The following is a 14,314-nucleotide window of genomic DNA, read 5'->3' on the forward strand; positions in this document are numbered from 1 at the left end:
AGATGCCGTCATCGGCGCCGGCGGTGCTTGCTGGCGCGGGTGGCCAGCCATGCGGTCGTCAGTGCCGCGAGCAGGCCGATCGCGCGGTGCGCGCTGCGGTCCAACTCGAACGTGGCGGTGCCCGGTCCGGTCTCGGCGGGCGGGCCGTCGCCGGTCCGCATGACCGTGACGGTGTCCAGGTAGTCGCCCTTGCCGGCGGCCCGGGCCAGCACGAACAGCGGCTGGCGTCGGTCGAGGACCACGTGGGTGACGGCGTTGAGGGCCGCACCGGCAGCCAACGCCGGCGTCGGGACCCGATAGCCCAGCGCCCGGGTGACCAGGACGGCGGCCGCCGTCTGCCCGACGCTGTAGACGCCGACGTGGGCGGCGGCGGCGCACCGGCCGAGGGTGCCGGCGGTCAGGGTGCGTTCACCAGCGCGGGCCCGCCCGGGATCCTCGTCGACCGACCCGCCGTCGCGGTACACCCGGCGCCTGCCGCGGAGGTCCTTGTTGCGGGCCTGCCAGTGGCTCTGGCCCCACTGGTCCAAGACGTCGTGGGCGAGGTCGAACGTGGCCGCAAGGGCGGCGAAGACGGCGAGCCGACCAGTGCTGTCGCTGCGATCGCGGGTGCTCACTGGATGGCTCCAATCAGGGCGGCACGGGTGACCGGCTGCGGGGTCCAGATCCGCTGCCGGCCTGAACAGACGAGTTCTTCGCGAAGCGGCTGCGGCTGGTCGACGTCGACGAGCGGGCGCACATCCCTGACCAGCCAGTGGTACACGTCGACCCAGCCGCGTTGCGGGTCGAAGAAGCTGGGCTGACCCCAGGGTGCGCAGCAACCGTTGGCGGCAACATGAGCGCCGGCAAAGGTGGCCACCGCGACCATGGCGCCCTCGTCGCAGTACGGGACACCCGAGCCGGGCCGGCCGAGCGAGACACCGTTGCGGGCCCGCTCGGCGGCAAAGGCGGCCCAGGCGTGATGGATTAGCGGCTCGTCCTGCCACCTGGGCCACCACCGCTGGCCGGCGTGGATGGCCAGCAGGTGGCCGATCGCGGCCTCCGGCGGCGCCCAGGTGCGGTTCTCGACCCGCTTGCCGGCGTAGGCGATCGCCCACGCCCAGGGCTGCTGCACCGTCAGCGCGCCGATCGGGGTGTTGGCCAAGGCGAGCAGCAGGTTGCCGTGGCACGGGCCGCCGTCGAGCGGGCACCAGCAGGCGAGGTCACAGCCGCGCAGTTCGCTCACGATCCGCGCGCATCGGGCCGGCTGGGTCGGCAGCCACTGCGTGTGCAGCGCGACCCCGTGCGCCCGGTCGGTGATGATCCCCTGATCCGGATCGAACGGGTGCGGCCGACCGAGAGCGAAGGGGTTGCCGTACGGGTCGATGCCCCGCCGGTTGCGGCCGATGTAGACAGCGCCCTTGGGCAGGGTCCGGCCGCTGCGGTACTGGATGCGCTCAGCCATGCTGGCCTCCCGATGTGAGTACGCGGGGGAGATGGACGTGCAGGTGCACGACGTCGGGACGCGCGTCCGGGTCGTGCAGTGATTCGGCGAGCAGTTCCACCAGAGCGACGGAACGGTGTCGTCCGCCGGCGCAGCCAATGGCGACCACGCAGTCGTGCTGTCGGGGGAACTCACGGACGAACGCGGCGAGCGTCCGGACGGTGGCTGCGGCTCCGGGGGTGCGCAGGACCACGGCCTGCACCCGGTCGTCGCGGCCGTCGAGGTCGAGCACACCGTTGGCGGCGGCCGGGTCCCGCAGGTAACGGCGAGCGTCCAGGACGAGGTCGGCGTCGGGTGGCGCCGCGTGGAGGTAGCCGAACGAGATCAGCCGCACGCGTGCCCGCGTGACGTTCCGGGCGTGCTGCTCAGCCATGACGAGCCTCCGGGTACGCCTCGACGAGTTGGCCGCGTACGAGCCGGCCCGCTTCCTGCCGGCCGACCCGGTACATGGGCCGCACCTGCGTGGTGCTGTCTGCGCCGTGGTGGTCGTTCCACAACTCACGGACCGCGTCGCTGACCTTGGTGGGGTGTGTGGCCGCGCGGGCCCACTCGACGCCGGTGCACCAGCGGCCGTCCAACGCCACCAGTCGGGTGGTGCGCCGGTCGCGGGCTGAGTCAGCTGCTCCGGTGCCCGCCGGGGTAAGCCCGTGGACCCCCCACTGCTTGAAGAACGCGGCGACGTCCAGGGCTGCGCAGTCGGCGAGGATCGTGTCGACCCACGCGGGGTGCATCGGTCGAACGCCGCGGCGGTGCCCGGACTCGCCTCCGATGACCACCCAGCGCAGCGCGGCGGGCAGCGCGGCCACCACCTCGGCCCCGGTGGGGTCGCGGACCTCGCCGGCGAGGCAGTCGACGAGCAGGTTGTCCCGGCGGCGGCGGACCGCGCGCAGGTTCAGCGGCCCGATGAGCGGTTCGGCGGATACCCAGTGCACCGCAGCGGGAACGTGCAGCAGCTCGAGCACACGCCAGGCGTGTGCCTGGTCTTCGACCGATACCCCGACGTGCACGTTGGGCAGTGGCCACTGCACCGCGTGGTCCGGGTCGACGGCGGCCACGTGGGCGCGGACCGCCGCGACGAAGTCGGGGCGCGACAGCCGGCTACGCAGCACTCCCGGGCGCTTGGAGGCGATCAGGAAGGTGTGCCAGTGCGCCAGGGCCATCACCGCGAACGCGCGAGCGAGCAGGTCGACCGGGATTCCGGACAGCCCGACGTCGGACATCGAGTTCACGAAGATCCGCGCGCCGCGTCGCTGGTAGAGCGGAGCGGCCAGTCGCTCGACGTGCAGGGTGAGGTCGAAGCCGTTGGGGAAAACGGGCCCACCGGCGAACCGGGTGGCGATGTCCTTGGCGTAGCAGTTGTCGCATCCAGGCGAGGCCCACTCGCACCCGTCGACGAAGTTCCAGGAGTAGCCGCGCCGGCCGGTGACCAGGTCGCGGCACCACTCAATGTCGGTGACGGTGAGCTTCGGTGGCCGGGCGCCCGCGGGCACACCGGTCAGGGCACGGTACGGGTCGATCACGCCGCTTCCTCCGCGTAGTAGTCGACGAACAGGTCCCCGACGCGGGGCAGCCCGGCCGAGGCGGTGCGGATGCGCTGGATGGTGCGACTGGTGCAGCACAGCAACTCGCCAGTCAGCGCCGCCGAGAACCCGCGCTGGGTGGCCACGCGCGCCGCGAGCTGGACCTCCGGGCGGGTGAGGTTCACCGCGACGACGGTGTCGCCGGCGAGGGCACGGTCGATCGCGACCGGGTCGATGATCTGGTCGGCGCCCGGGATCGCCGCCAACGGCGTGGCGGTCGGGTCGTCGATGGCGCCTTCGTCCCACGCGAGCTCCGACGCCCAGCCCTGCGCGCGGGCGTATCTGGCGGCCTCGACCGAAGGGCCTTCGGTCATGCACAGCCGTTGGTAGAGCGCGGCGACGGCGGCCGCGGCGTGGCGGGGCAGGAACCGGTGCTCGCCGGTGGTCCACTCCCAGACGAGCGCGGCGGGTTGGTCGAGCCGGCGGGCGAGCCCGGTCGGCGCGTGACCGATGTAGGCCAGGGCCTGGAGTCGACGGGCGGCCGGTACCGCGAGGATGTGCTCGGCTGGCGGGGTCCACGCGAGGCGGGCCGCGGCCAGGGCGAGCGTCGTGCGCCGGGAGACACGTGGCTGGCCGGCGCAGACGCGGGCGATGGTGTCCCGGTCGAGTCCGGTCTCTCGGTCGATGTCGGTGTGCGTCAGGCCGCAGGCGTGCAGGTAGGCGACGTCGTCGGCCGGCCGGGTGGGCGCCTGGACGGGCGTTCGCGCCGGTGCCGCCGGCCGGACGCCGGAGGGCCGGGACAGGGTGACGGTCATCGAGGAAGCCGCCCTTCGGTCAGGCCGGCACGCACGCCTGCGCCAGGAACACGCAGGTGGACCGGGGTTGAGGGGCTGAGCCGGCGGTAGATCGCGGCGGCTGGCGGCTGCGCGGCGTTCACGGCCGCTCGTCCTGTCCGTCGGTGGCCAGCAGGGCCATGACCTCGTCCCACCGCTCGGCGGTCTCGGTCAGCAGCCCCCGGTCGGCCTCCATCCGCTCGGTGGAGGCGGCCCAGCTGTCCGCGTCGCGGTGCTCGTCGATCGCGTCCTGGATGAGGTCCTGGAGCACCAGCGGGTCGAGAGCGTCCAACTCCCACGACTCGTCGAGTCCGGTTTCCTGGACGTAGCGCCGGTATCGGGCGTCGCTGCTCTTGGCCGGGTTGGGTGGCGGGTCGTACATCCGGACCTGGTCGAGGTTGAGGGCGATCCGCCGCACGCTCACCTCGCCCCAGCCGTCGGCGCCCAGGGCACGGCGCGCCGCGCGGAAGCGGCGGGACTGCTCGATCGGGTCCATCGCCTGCCAGGTGGCCAGCACCTCCCGGCGACCGACCTCGGCGGTGAGCTCCTCGATGAGTTGGCTGCTCGTGGCCCGGTCATGGTCACCGTCGATGAACACCCGCAGCCGTTCCTCGACGTCGCGGGACATGTCCAGGCCCGACGGGTCGTGGTCGCCGATGTGCAGGACGACGACGTCCTGCCCGGCTTCGAGGTGGCGGCGGATGCGCTGCGCGCCGGCCCATATCTCGCTGACCGAGGTGTAGCCCCGGCAGGAGAAGTACGGCACGTCGTTGCGGTGGCAGACGCCCTCGATGACGCCGATCCCGGCGTCCTTCTCGATCCAGACCTCCATTCGGCAGGGCTGCTGCGCCCACCGGTCGGTGCGGTAGCTGCGGGCGCCCGCCTCGACGATGTCGACCGGGTTGTCCCAGTGCGGCAGGGCGACCAGGTTGCGGGTGCGATCGACCAGGTAGTCCCAGTCCATCTGCCCGGCCATTCGGGCGTCGTTGAGGATGTCGCCGAGGCGCTTGTACTCCCGTTGCTCGTTGTTGAGCAGCCCTCGTGCGACGAACTGGTAGTACAACTGCCGTAGGGTCAGCGTCAGCCCGTGGCGGGCGTACTGGGCGCAGATGGTGTTGGCCTGCTCGATGACGCGCATGGTGTCGGGCTTGAAGGTCTTCGCCACGTACTTGATGCGGGCCATCGCTCACCGCCCGCCGGCGGCGACCCAGGCCGCGTCACGCGGCAGTTCGACCACGCGCTGGCAACCGGCCAACTCGGTCGTCCGGGCGTCGCACGGCTCCGGGCGGGTGGTCACGGCCGCGACCCGCTGGTGGTGCAGGCCCCGCAGGAGCGCGGCGACCCGCACCGCCTCGAAGTCCAGCAGCACCATCTCGGCGACCGACAGGTCGCCAACGGCCTCGGAGAGGCTCTGGTACACCCGCACGGTGGTGCCCGCCGGCAGGTTGATGGCCAGAACGGCGGCCCACACGTCGACGTCGCTGGTGACGAGCAGGACGATCCGCGGTGCCGGCCTGTCGGCGTCGGCATCCGGGTCCTGCTCGTGCCGGTCGGCCTCGGCCTGAGCGATCCGCAGGGCGACAGGCTCTCCACTGGGCCGGGTGAAGGTGAGCACCTTGGCCCAGCCGCACGAGCACGACGCGGAGGCGACTCGCGCGGCGAGATCCGATCCGATCTCGGTCACGTGGTCACGGGGGTTGACGAATCTGGGCTGGTCGTCCACGTCTACCGATCCCTCCCTGAACTTCGGAGGCGGCGTAACCGCCACCCGCACGGTATCACGCACTACACGTGTAGGGCCAGATACATGAAGCGGGTAGGGCGTGAAAGGACGAACGCGGTGCCGGGCGTTCCGTCGCGTGGTGGCCGGCGGCGGCTTCGGCCATGGACGCGGAACGGCCCGGCCGCTGGACAACGCAGCGACCGGGCCTCGGCGGATGGACGGTCAGGCGGTGGGCGGGGTACGACGGCGCCGGGCGCGCAGCAACCCGCGCCCGTAGCCGGCGAGGACGGCGACGACGATGGCGCCGCCCGCAATCCGCAGGGATGCGCTGTCGATGTACGTGCCGGTGGCGAGAAGCCCCACCGCGACGATCACGGTCGCGATCGTCTCGATGCCGGCACCCTGCGGGTCAAGGCGCCGGGGCCAGCCCGCCCAGGCGACGTACACGCCGACCACGAGACAGGGGATGGCGACCCACCGCTGCCCGACCACGATGCCGGCCAGCGGGACGAGGTAGGCCACTGCCAGGAGTGCGGCGGTGGTGCCCCGGCTCAGCGCGGCGCGCCCGGCCAGTCGGTCGCGGTGCATCTCGCGCACCGCTCGCCACCAGGGGACCCGCCGCCGGCGACCGGGAGCCGGCAGGGTGGCGATCGCCTTGGCCGCCTGGCTGCCGACGTGGTCGACCACCGCGGCGTACAGGTCGTCGAGCATCGGCCCCCGGGCGGTCGGATCGGGCTGGGACGCCATCCGGTCCAGGACCGGTCCGGCGCACCCCTCCAACTCGGACTCGACCAACTGCCGCCGCTGGCCGAGCGCGGCGGCGTGCTCCGCGTCGGCGACCAGCGCGACCAGCAGGGCCGCGTGCAGGTGGGACTCGGCCAGGTCGCGCCCGTCCTCGTCCGGAATCGGGGCCGCTGCGAACGCCCGCTGATGCACGACCGACATCGCGCGCAGGTCGGCGGCCAGCTCGGTGAGCAGGTGGACCCGCTCCGACGGCCGCTGGGGGCGGGTCAACTTGACCAGGATGCCGTACGCGCTGCGGTCCAGTCGCTGGTACTGGCGCCGCGGTTCGGGATCGGGGAACGGGCGGACGGTCCGCCCGAGGCTGGCCAGATTTTGCATGGGAGCTCCTTTCTGACAGCCACCGGCGTGGCCTGGCGATCGACACGGCCACGCGGGACGCCCTCAGACGCGAGACACCGGACCGGCCGTTAGCCGGCCCATCCGTCCCCCTTGAACTCGCGACCGCGGAACCGGTCGCGATATCGCGCCTTACGGTATCACGCACTACACGTGTAGGCTGTGCGCTAGATGGTGTCTTGCCGGAAGGAGTCAGGCATGGGCTCGTCAGCGAGCGCGCCGCCGGCTGTTCACGGCGCTGAGCCCGACCTCGGGGCGCAGGCGCCGCCGACTGGTACGCACGTCCCCGCGCGCTGCCCGGAGCACCGTCGCCATCGGGCTGGATGCCCGGAGTGCCGCGCCTGGGCGACCGGATGGGCCCGACGGCGCCGGGCGTTGATGGCCGCCGGCCGCTGGGAGGCGATGCGCGACGCCGAGCCCGTGCGCCAACACGTCCAGTCGCTGCTCGGCACCGACCTGACCCTGCGTCGCGTCGCGGAGCTATCCGGCGTCAGCTTCGGTGCGCTGGAGCGGTTGCTCTACGGGAAGGGCGGCACCCCGCCCACCAGACGGATGCTGCCCGAGCTGGCCGACGCCCTGCTGGAGATCACCGCGACCGTGCCGTCGCGGGCTCATCGCCAGTCGCATCTGGTCGACGCGGTCGGTGCCCGCCGCCGCTTGCAGGCCCTAGCGGTCATCGGCTGGTCGTTCTCCGACGTGGCTCGGCGCCTCGGCTGCACCGCGCAGACCGTGCACCGCTACACCCGGCAGCCGTACATCACCCAGGCCAAGCATGATCAGCTCGCCGTGCTCTACGACGAGTTGCGGCGCCGACCCGCACACGACCCCGAGCGCCGGGTCCGCAACCACGCCCGACGGCAGCGCTGGAACGGGCCGCAAGCGTGGACGCCACAGACCATCGACGATCCGGCCGCCGAGCCGGCACTACCCGACCTGGTCGACGCGGCCGGCACCCGTCGTCGGGTCGAGGCGTTGTGCCACCTCGGCTGGTCGCTGGCCCGGCAGGCGGTGTGTGCGGATCAGCCCGTGGCCGAGTACGCCGCGCTGCTGCGGCAGTCGATGGTCACCGCCGAGCAGGCGCGGGCGGTCACCGGTGTCTACGACGCGCTCGGCATGACCGCGCCGCTGCCGGGGGACACCGACGCCGTCCTGACCCGGCGATGGGCCACCGAGCAGGGCTTCCTGCCCGCGCTGCTCTGGGATGACGACACGATTGACGACCCCGCCGCCAACGCTCGCTACGCGATCCTCGCCCACGGTGAACACGGCGACGAAGCGCTCATCTGGCGGGCGCTGCACTGGCAGGTGCCGATCGAGACGCTGCCCAACAACGAACTGGCCATCCTCAACCGCCACCGGCACGAGTACGGGCTGATCCCCCGCGGCCCGGAAGCGATCACCAAGGCGTACCTCGCCCACTGCGCCGACGGCTGTTCCCGAGCCATCGCCGCGATCCGACTCGGCATCCCCAAGACGCGCCTGGACCAAGCGCTGTGGGCGACCCAGACCACCCGGCGCAGTCTCCGTTCCGCGCAGGCGCGCCTGGCTGCCGCGTGACGGCGGGGCCGATCCGGCAGCCCCCGCCGCGTCCTGGGGTCATCGCCCCTCACGGCACGTCAGACCTGCCCGCCGCCGCCCGCGAACGGATCATGTTGAGTATCAGAAACTACACGTGTATTCTGACGATCGCACCGGGCTCGTCGAGGGGGCGGGCCCGGTAGTCGACCGAGAAGGGGGGCCGGGCATGCCGACGCTGGGCGAGCTGGACCAGATCCGCCGGACGCCGCAACCGGCCTACCCGCAGTACACCGCGCTGCGGGCCGAGGCCGAGCGGACCTGTCCACGGTTCGTCGACCCGGCGGGACTGCCCCGCACGGCGGCGATGGTCGGCCGGCGCGGCAGCGACTGGTGCACAGCGGTGCTCGGCTACCCGTTCCCCGGGCTCGGGCGTGGCGGCATCAGCGTCCTGGAAGCGCACCTGCTCGGGCTTGCCGACGAACGTGACCTGAACCCGCCACTGCCAGCGCCGGTGCTGCGCTGGCGCGCCGAGGCCGCCGAGGCGCGCGCCGAGAAGCAACGCCGGATCGACGCCGCGCGGGACCGCGACAGGCAGGCGTGGCAAACCGCGCTCTCCGGTTGCCCGGTGCCGCTGCAGGTGCGGGCCAACGTCGCTGGTCGGCGAACCAACAGCCCGTACCTCGCCGACCCGCTGCGCCACGCGGTGCCCACGACTGACGCCCACAGCGGCACCGTCCGGCGGCCCCGCCAGCACCTCGCTGGCCAGGCCCTGTGTGAGACCGCCGGCCGGGCCCGGCCACTGAACCTCGCCGCGCAACCCACGGACCAACCGGTCACGTGCGTGCGCTGCCTGGCCTACACCCCGATGATCCGACTCGCCAAAGGAGTAGCTGGATGACCCACCCTCGGGACCGCGCCACGGGCGCCGCAGTACGGCCCTTGTCGCAGGATGGTGCATCCTGGTCCGGACAGCAGTCCGGCGACGGGAGCCTTGGCGTGGGGAAGAGCGGGATCAGCGGGTTCGACCCGCAGCGGTTGCGTGCCGTCCGCGAGCGGGTCAATCTGACCCAGCGCGACGTCGCCGAGCGGCTCCTGCGCAACGCCAACAACGGCTGGCCGGGCACGGACATCGCCCGAGCCGCCCAGGATCTGGACAACACCCGGCTCAAGCTCACCGACTACGAGAGCGGGCAGGTGGTGCCACGGGCGGACATGGTCTACCAGCTCGCCCAGGCGATCGAGGTCGAGGTGGCGGAACTGCTGGACCCCGCCACCGCGTACGACCTGGAGTACCTGCGGGTCCGGCGCGGGATGCGTCAGGCGGACGTGGTGGACGCCGGGCTCGGCGTGGGCCGGGCCTACTACAGCCGCGTGGAACGCGGGATGGCGCCGCTCGGCGACGAGCAGCAGCGGCGTCTCGCTGAGATCCTCGACGTCGACCCGGCCGACCTGGCGGTGGCCCTCAGCGGTGGCCACACCATCGGATCGATGAGCCGCTGACCAGTTCGACGCACGCGGGGACGTAGCAGGAAGGCCCATCCGGGTTCGGATGGGCCTTCCTCGCCTTCAGAGCACGCGACGCGGCGGTGTTGTCCCTTGGTCACTCGCTCGTGACGAACTGCTTGGTGCCCGCGCCGGGCACCGCGACGTATGCCTCTCGGACCGTGTCCTGCCGGCGTAGCGCCGCGCTCGCCGCCAGCCACGCCTCACCGGCCGCCGCGCTGAGCTCCTGCGCCCGGGCCGCCGCCTCGACCGCCCGGCCGGTCACGCCGACAGTGGTCAGGAACGCCACGAACATCTCGGTGCGGGACACCTGGCTGGTCATGTCGGTCGCCATCCGTTCGGCATACCACTTGGCGGTCGCGAGCCCGGTCACCTCACCGGTGCCTACGAACACGGCGTGGGCGGAGCGGGTCTGGGTATCGAACGTGACAAACTCACGTCGCGGTTGGCCGCTCGGCGTCCGGCACTGGGCGCAGACGTAGCGAGCCCGCGCGGTGTTGCCGGTGACCACCGGTTCGATGTCGGGGTCTGGGGCGCGCATGGGCTCGTTGCACTCTGGGCAGTTCGGTGCGTGCTGCGCGATGAGCGCCCGGACCTCTGCGATCGTGGCCATCAGCGGAACTCCTTCGCCTACCTGACTGATCTTGTGTGGTGCTACGCCGAGACGCGGGGCGATCGCGAGTCTGCCGCGCCGGTACGACGCGGGCATGCTGCTCGCCCCGGGTTGGTCACGGCGGGAACAGCGCCAGTTGTCCGCCCCTGGCCGCGTCGTCTCTCGGCGGCCGCACCGGGGCCGGGTCCGGTGCGGGTGGGTGCCGGACGAGTTCGTACGCCTGGCCGTCGAGCTGGGTACGGAGCAGTTGTGATCCTTGCCCCGACAGCCGTTGGCAGCGGGCGCATCCCGAGCGAGGGCGCCATGTCTCGGCGTACCGAGGCGGGTCGGTCGTGAAGTCGCAGGTGTGCGGGAGTTGGTCGAGGTCGTCGCCGGCGTCGGTGAACTCGGGTTCGATCCATCGGCGGAAGTGGGTGTAGAGGATGCGGCAGCCCACGGCGGCGGACCGCGACGGCCAGCGGCGCACCGGCTCCGTGCGGTAGGTGCGCCAACCGCGCCGGGTGAGGTGATCTCGCCAGGCGCGCAGATTGGCGCCCCGGTCGAGCCCGGCGGGACCGATGACCCCGACAGTGCCGTGGTCGCACACGAGTTCGTGGGCACGCAGCCAGAAGTAGACCGCCAGGTCGACCGGGCCCCGTCGCCCGTGAGCGATGGCGGTGGCCAGGTGTTCGCGGTAGGCGGCACCGAGGGCGCTGGAGAGCTTGTTGCCGCCGAGGTACGGCGGGTTGCCGATCACCACGTCGAACCCGCACGCGACGTCGTGTGGCGAGCGGAAGACCTCGGGGAACTCGCTGGGCCAGTCGAACCGGCTCGCCGCCGGCGGGAACGAGGCGGGTGGTTTGCGGGCCGGGTGACCCAGTCCGAGGAGGGCGTCACCGGCGCGGATCTTGAGGTCGATGAGTTGGTCGGACGGGGCCAGCAGTCGCAGCGCGAGCCTGGCCAGTTCGACCGACGCGGGGTCGATGTCGACGCCGTGCACGCAGTCGATGGCGATCGCCCTGGCCGCCGCGGGAGCGTCCGGGGCCCGGTACTCGCGGGTGAAGTAGGCCCGGTCTCCGTCGGTCCAGACCTCCAGCAGCGCGGCGGCGATCCGCCGGGCTGCGGCGACCAGGAAGGCCCCGGACCCGCAGGCGATGTCGGCCACGCGGAGGCTGGCGATGTCCTCGTGGCAGCCGTCGACCAGGAACGGGCCGATGGCGTTGCCGGCGATCTCATCGGCCAGGGCGCGCGGGGTGAAGTAGGCGCCGCGGGTTTCCCGGTCCGTACTGCTCGGCGGCAGGGTCCAGCCGCCGGGCCCCGGGCAGGTACGGCAGCCGGAGGCGGCGTGCCAGTGGAGACCGCCGAAGCTCACCCCGTCGGGGCGATGAGCGAGGATGGCCAGCCCGTGGGCGATGGCGTGACGGACCTCGTCCACGCCGACCTCCGTGCTGCCGGCGCTGCGTGGGTCCGCCCACAGCACGTCGGCCCCGGACGCGATGGTGTCGGCATACCCGTCCGCTTCGTCGACGCGGCGCTGCGGCGTCCAGCCGGCCACCGCAGCGACAGCGGCCGGCACGGCTGAGGTGAGCCACGCCATCGGGTGCTCGGCCGGCATGGGCACCGACGGCGAGATAAGGGGTAGGGGATCAGCGACGGTGGTCGTTGGCGCGGGCACCGTTTCTCCCTCCAGTCAGGATCCCGCGGCGGTGGCGCCACGGAGGTTGCCCTGGTGGAACGGGGGTGTCCGGTTCCGGTCGCGCACTGATCGTCGGTCGGTGTTCGCCCCGGGGGTTCGAGCACCGCGGCGGCGTACTCCGGCGGCCGGCCGGCGCTCCGGCGGGCTCCCAACGCTCAGGAGGCCCTGCCCGCTGCGGGCAGGGGCCTCCTGAACGTTGCTCGTCAGCTGTGGGAACGGGGCCGGGCAGTCACCTCAGTGCGGTGACGACGAGGACACCCGCGACGATGTAGGCGCCGATGAAGGCCGCCGCGAGCAGCGGCACCGCTCGCCGGATCAGCGTGAATTTGGTCAGCAGCAGGCGGGAGCGCCACTCCAGTTCGCGGGCCAGGTGCTGCGCGGTGAGCTGCGACTGTTCGTTGGCCGGAGTCAGCCGGGCGACGATGGTCGCCGGGTCGAGGCCGACGTACCCCACGAAGCCGACCCCACTGTTGAGCTGCGGACGGCCGGCCCGCAGCAGCAGCAGAATGGCGGCCAGGACCAGCACGGCGCTGACCCCGCCGACGGCGAGGGCCGGGAGGGGGAGTAGGCGGCCGACGCCGGCGAGGGCCACGAAGCCGACACTGGCGAGGACACCGGCGACCTGGAGCACGTTCGCGGCCTTCGGGTCGACGCGCTGCGACTCCGCCTTCACGTCGCTGATCTCCGCTTCGAGAGCGCCCATCACGTCGTGGCCGCACCTCACCGCGTGGGCGCCCGCCGCGACGACCGTGGCCACCTCGCTCGCCTCGTCACCGCCCATCTCGCTCGCGCCGCAGCCGAGGCAGTCCCAGGCTGGTATCCCGTCGCCGGGCTCGGGCACGCGGATGACGACCAGTGCGCCACCCACGGTCGGGATCTCGTACTGGGCGACCGGCGGCGGGAGATCCGGGTCGGCGGCGCCGGGGATGGTGGCGGCGCGTTCGATGTCAGGCACCATGGTCCTACTTCCTTCCAGCGGACTCGAGTTGGTAGGGGGTGGCGGGCGGTCCCAAGCGGTGGAAGGCAGCGGGACCGCCCGCGCGTAGTTACTCGCAGGGGCGGGGGTACGGCTCGGCGCGGCAGGATTCGTCCTGGCCGCACCAGTCCCCGGCGTCCACGCCCGCCAGCAGCCTGGCGCGGTGCGGGTCGTCGACGATCTCCTCGCGGTCGAGGGTCCAGTCGATGCCGGTCGCGATCGCCGCGGCGACGGCCTGGTCGATGTGGCGCGCGCACAGGTCACTCACGAGGTGGCTGGCGCTGGCCAGGTGGGTCAGCGAGTATCGGCCGTCGGTCGGCGCGCCGTGGTCCCAGCTTCGGTGGACGGCCAGGCCGGGCGCGACCAGCCAGCCGGCCACGATGAACTCGCAGGTGCGCGGCTCGTCGGCGGCGTCGGTGTCGCTGCGAACCAGCCGAACCGGGATCTGCTCCAAGGTCTTGGTCATGTCAGCCCTTCCGGAAGGTGGGGTTCGTGGTCTGGTGACTGTCATGGCCTGCGCCTATTCCGGGCAGCCGCAGTCGACGCAGAGGCGACGGCCGCGGGCGGTGACGGCCACGTGCTCACCGGCCTCGACGCGGCGGCGACAGTCCGGGCAGACCTCGACGGTGAGGACCGCCTCCCAGGAGGCGATCGGGTCGTGACTGGCCGGATTGAAGTCGAACTCGACCAGCCGGCGCTCGGTGCCCAGATGCGGTTGCGGGGTGAGCAGCGACAGGGCGATCAGGTTCCGGACGCGGGCGTCCTCCGGCGGCTCGTCGTAGCCGGCGATCCACGGGGAGCGGGCCACGGAGTCGCTGGTCATCGGACTCCACCTGCGATGTAGTCGACCAACTGCAGGCCGTTGGGGAGTCGGCACGGGTGACGCGGGTGGCCGCCGACGGTGGTGCCCAGGCAGCGCAGCCGCACCCCCTGGGCGGCGAGCAGGTCGACGACGTGGGCCGCCCGGGCACCGGCGAAGGGGTGCGCCCCCCACGCCGCCACGACCGACTGCACGTGGGCGTCGGCGAGCTGGGCGACGATGACCTGGTCGTTGCCGGCACCGACCGGGTCGGGGTGGGTCCGCAGGGCGCGGGGGTCGGTGGAGCGCAGCGCGTAGAGGTTGACCACGACCAGACCGTCAGCGCCCCAGCTGCGGGAGTAGGCGGTGCAGCGGCCGATCGTTTGGTCGTCGACCATGGCGTCGGCGGCGGACGGGTTGAGCATCAGCCATCCGACCCGGGTACCGGGTCCCCAGGTGCGGGTCAGGACGTACCGGTGGGACCGGGCGGGGTCCGGCGAGAAGGTGGCGGCGGCCTGGACGTTGCCGTCCAGG

Annotated in this window: 17 protein-coding genes; 3 read left to right on the plus strand and 14 right to left on the minus strand. The window is 72.7% G+C overall.

Translation table 11 applies throughout. From position 1 onward, the window contains the following. Positions 1 to 8: 8 nt before the first annotated feature. The 8 genes from AB0J36_RS14140 to AB0J36_RS14175 all read right to left on the minus strand — a co-directional run bounded on the left by AB0J36_RS14140 (position 9) and on the right by AB0J36_RS14175 (position 6,678). Positions 9 to 614, minus strand: a complete 606-nt coding sequence (locus AB0J36_RS14140) for a hypothetical protein (protein WP_363660681.1) — start codon at positions 612 to 614, stop codon at positions 9 to 11. Then, positions 611 to 1,441, minus strand: a complete 831-nt coding sequence (locus tag AB0J36_RS14145; protein ID WP_363660682.1) for a DUF4326 domain-containing protein — start codon at positions 1,439 to 1,441, stop codon at positions 611 to 613. The genes AB0J36_RS14140 and AB0J36_RS14145 overlap by 4 nt, the downstream gene beginning before the upstream one ends. After that, positions 1,434 to 1,853: an RNase adapter RapZ gene (locus AB0J36_RS14150; protein ID WP_363660683.1), complete on the minus strand. Its 420-nt coding sequence runs from the start codon at positions 1,851 to 1,853 to the stop codon at positions 1,434 to 1,436. Before AB0J36_RS14150 ends, AB0J36_RS14145 begins: the two co-directional genes overlap by 8 nt. Next, entirely contained in the window at positions 1,846 to 3,000 is a 1,155-nt protein-coding gene (locus tag AB0J36_RS14155) for a DUF5131 family protein (protein ID WP_363660684.1), read from the minus strand. Before AB0J36_RS14155 ends, AB0J36_RS14150 begins: the two co-directional genes overlap by 8 nt. Next, a complete protein-coding gene (locus AB0J36_RS14160; RefSeq protein ID WP_363660685.1) occupies positions 2,997 to 3,815 on the minus strand; it encodes a hypothetical protein in 819 nt (272 codons plus the stop codon). Before AB0J36_RS14160 ends, AB0J36_RS14155 begins: the two co-directional genes overlap by 4 nt. Before the next feature lie 118 nt (positions 3,816 to 3,933). Then, complete coding sequence (locus tag AB0J36_RS14165; protein ID WP_363660686.1) at positions 3,934 to 5,016, minus strand: hypothetical protein; 1,083 nt, start codon at positions 5,014 to 5,016, stop codon at positions 3,934 to 3,936. A gap of 3 nt (positions 5,017 to 5,019) precedes the next feature. Continuing rightward, complete coding sequence (locus AB0J36_RS14170; protein WP_363660687.1) at positions 5,020 to 5,556, minus strand: hypothetical protein; 537 nt, start codon at positions 5,554 to 5,556, stop codon at positions 5,020 to 5,022. A gap of 222 nt (positions 5,557 to 5,778) precedes the next feature. After that, positions 5,779 to 6,678: a hypothetical protein gene (locus AB0J36_RS14175; protein ID WP_363660688.1), complete on the minus strand. Its 900-nt coding sequence runs from the start codon at positions 6,676 to 6,678 to the stop codon at positions 5,779 to 5,781. A 396-nt stretch (positions 6,679 to 7,074) separates the two neighbouring features. On the opposite strand from AB0J36_RS14175, the gene AB0J36_RS14180 reads away from it, so the two are divergent. From AB0J36_RS14180 to AB0J36_RS14190, 3 genes are all read left to right on the plus strand, one after another. Then, positions 7,075 to 8,253, plus strand: a complete 1,179-nt coding sequence (locus AB0J36_RS14180; protein WP_363660689.1) for a hypothetical protein — start codon at positions 7,075 to 7,077, stop codon at positions 8,251 to 8,253. 187 nt (positions 8,254 to 8,440) lie between these two features. After that, on the plus strand, positions 8,441 to 9,112 hold the full coding sequence (locus tag AB0J36_RS14185) for a hypothetical protein (protein WP_363660690.1): 672 nt from the start codon (positions 8,441 to 8,443) through the stop codon (positions 9,110 to 9,112). A 98-nt stretch (positions 9,113 to 9,210) separates the two neighbouring features. Beyond that, entirely contained in the window at positions 9,211 to 9,714 is a 504-nt protein-coding gene (locus AB0J36_RS14190) for a helix-turn-helix transcriptional regulator (protein ID WP_363660691.1), read from the plus strand. 100 nt (positions 9,715 to 9,814) lie between these two features. Here AB0J36_RS14190 and AB0J36_RS14195 read toward each other — a convergent pair whose 3' ends face one another. The 6 genes from AB0J36_RS14195 to AB0J36_RS14220 form a co-directional block, all read right to left on the minus strand. Further along, positions 9,815 to 10,330 (minus strand): hypothetical protein, encoded by a 516-nt coding sequence (locus AB0J36_RS14195; protein ID WP_363660692.1) that lies wholly within the window; start codon positions 10,328 to 10,330, stop codon positions 9,815 to 9,817. A 115-nt stretch (positions 10,331 to 10,445) separates the two neighbouring features. Further along, on the minus strand, positions 10,446 to 11,984 hold the full coding sequence (locus AB0J36_RS14200) for a DNA methyltransferase (RefSeq protein WP_363660693.1): 1,539 nt from the start codon (positions 11,982 to 11,984) through the stop codon (positions 10,446 to 10,448). Between the two features lie 250 nt (positions 11,985 to 12,234). Then, positions 12,235 to 12,963 (minus strand): Pycsar system effector family protein, encoded by a 729-nt coding sequence (locus tag AB0J36_RS14205; RefSeq protein WP_363660694.1) that lies wholly within the window; start codon positions 12,961 to 12,963, stop codon positions 12,235 to 12,237. Positions 12,964 to 13,051: 88 nt separating this feature from the next. Next, the gene (locus AB0J36_RS14210) at positions 13,052 to 13,447 is read right to left on the minus strand and encodes a hypothetical protein (protein WP_363660695.1); all 396 of its coding nucleotides are present in this window, start codon (positions 13,445 to 13,447) and stop codon (positions 13,052 to 13,054) included. 54 nt (positions 13,448 to 13,501) lie between these two features. Then, a complete protein-coding gene (locus AB0J36_RS14215) occupies positions 13,502 to 13,804 on the minus strand; it encodes a hypothetical protein (protein ID WP_363660696.1) in 303 nt (100 codons plus the stop codon). Further along, on the minus strand, positions 13,801 to 14,314 hold a 514-nt coding region (locus tag AB0J36_RS14220), incomplete at its 5' end, for a DUF1643 domain-containing protein (RefSeq protein WP_363660697.1). The genes AB0J36_RS14215 and AB0J36_RS14220, both read right to left, overlap by 4 nt.

The sequence above is a fragment of the Micromonospora sp. NPDC049662 genome (assembly GCF_040675055.1).
Classification (GTDB): Bacteria; Actinomycetota; Actinomycetes; order Mycobacteriales; family Micromonosporaceae; genus Micromonospora.

Coding starts and splice junctions, on each gene's coding strand:
- AB0J36_RS14215 (WP_363660696.1), bottom strand. CDS start 13,804: ATGACCAGCGACTCCGTGGCCCGCTCCCCGTGGATCGCCGGCTACGAC.
- AB0J36_RS14175 (WP_363660688.1), bottom strand. CDS start 6,678: ATGCAAAATCTGGCCAGCCTCGGGCGGACCGTCCGCCCGTTCCCCGAT.
- AB0J36_RS14210 (WP_363660695.1), bottom strand. CDS start 13,447: ATGACCAAGACCTTGGAGCAGATCCCGGTTCGGCTGGTTCGCAGCGAC.
- AB0J36_RS14180 (WP_363660689.1), top strand. CDS start 7,075: ATGGCCGCCGGCCGCTGGGAGGCGATGCGCGACGCCGAGCCCGTGCGC.
- AB0J36_RS14195 (WP_363660692.1), bottom strand. CDS start 10,330: ATGGCCACGATCGCAGAGGTCCGGGCGCTCATCGCGCAGCACGCACCG.
- AB0J36_RS14145 (WP_363660682.1), bottom strand. CDS start 1,441: ATGGCTGAGCGCATCCAGTACCGCAGCGGCCGGACCCTGCCCAAGGGC.
- AB0J36_RS14185 (WP_363660690.1), top strand. CDS start 8,441: ATGCCGACGCTGGGCGAGCTGGACCAGATCCGCCGGACGCCGCAACCG.
- AB0J36_RS14205 (WP_363660694.1), bottom strand. CDS start 12,963: ATGGTGCCTGACATCGAACGCGCCGCCACCATCCCCGGCGCCGCCGAC.
- AB0J36_RS14150 (WP_363660683.1), bottom strand. CDS start 1,853: ATGGCTGAGCAGCACGCCCGGAACGTCACGCGGGCACGCGTGCGGCTG.
- AB0J36_RS14165 (WP_363660686.1), bottom strand. CDS start 5,016: ATGGCCCGCATCAAGTACGTGGCGAAGACCTTCAAGCCCGACACCATG.
- AB0J36_RS14160 (WP_363660685.1), bottom strand. CDS start 3,815: ATGACCGTCACCCTGTCCCGGCCCTCCGGCGTCCGGCCGGCGGCACCG.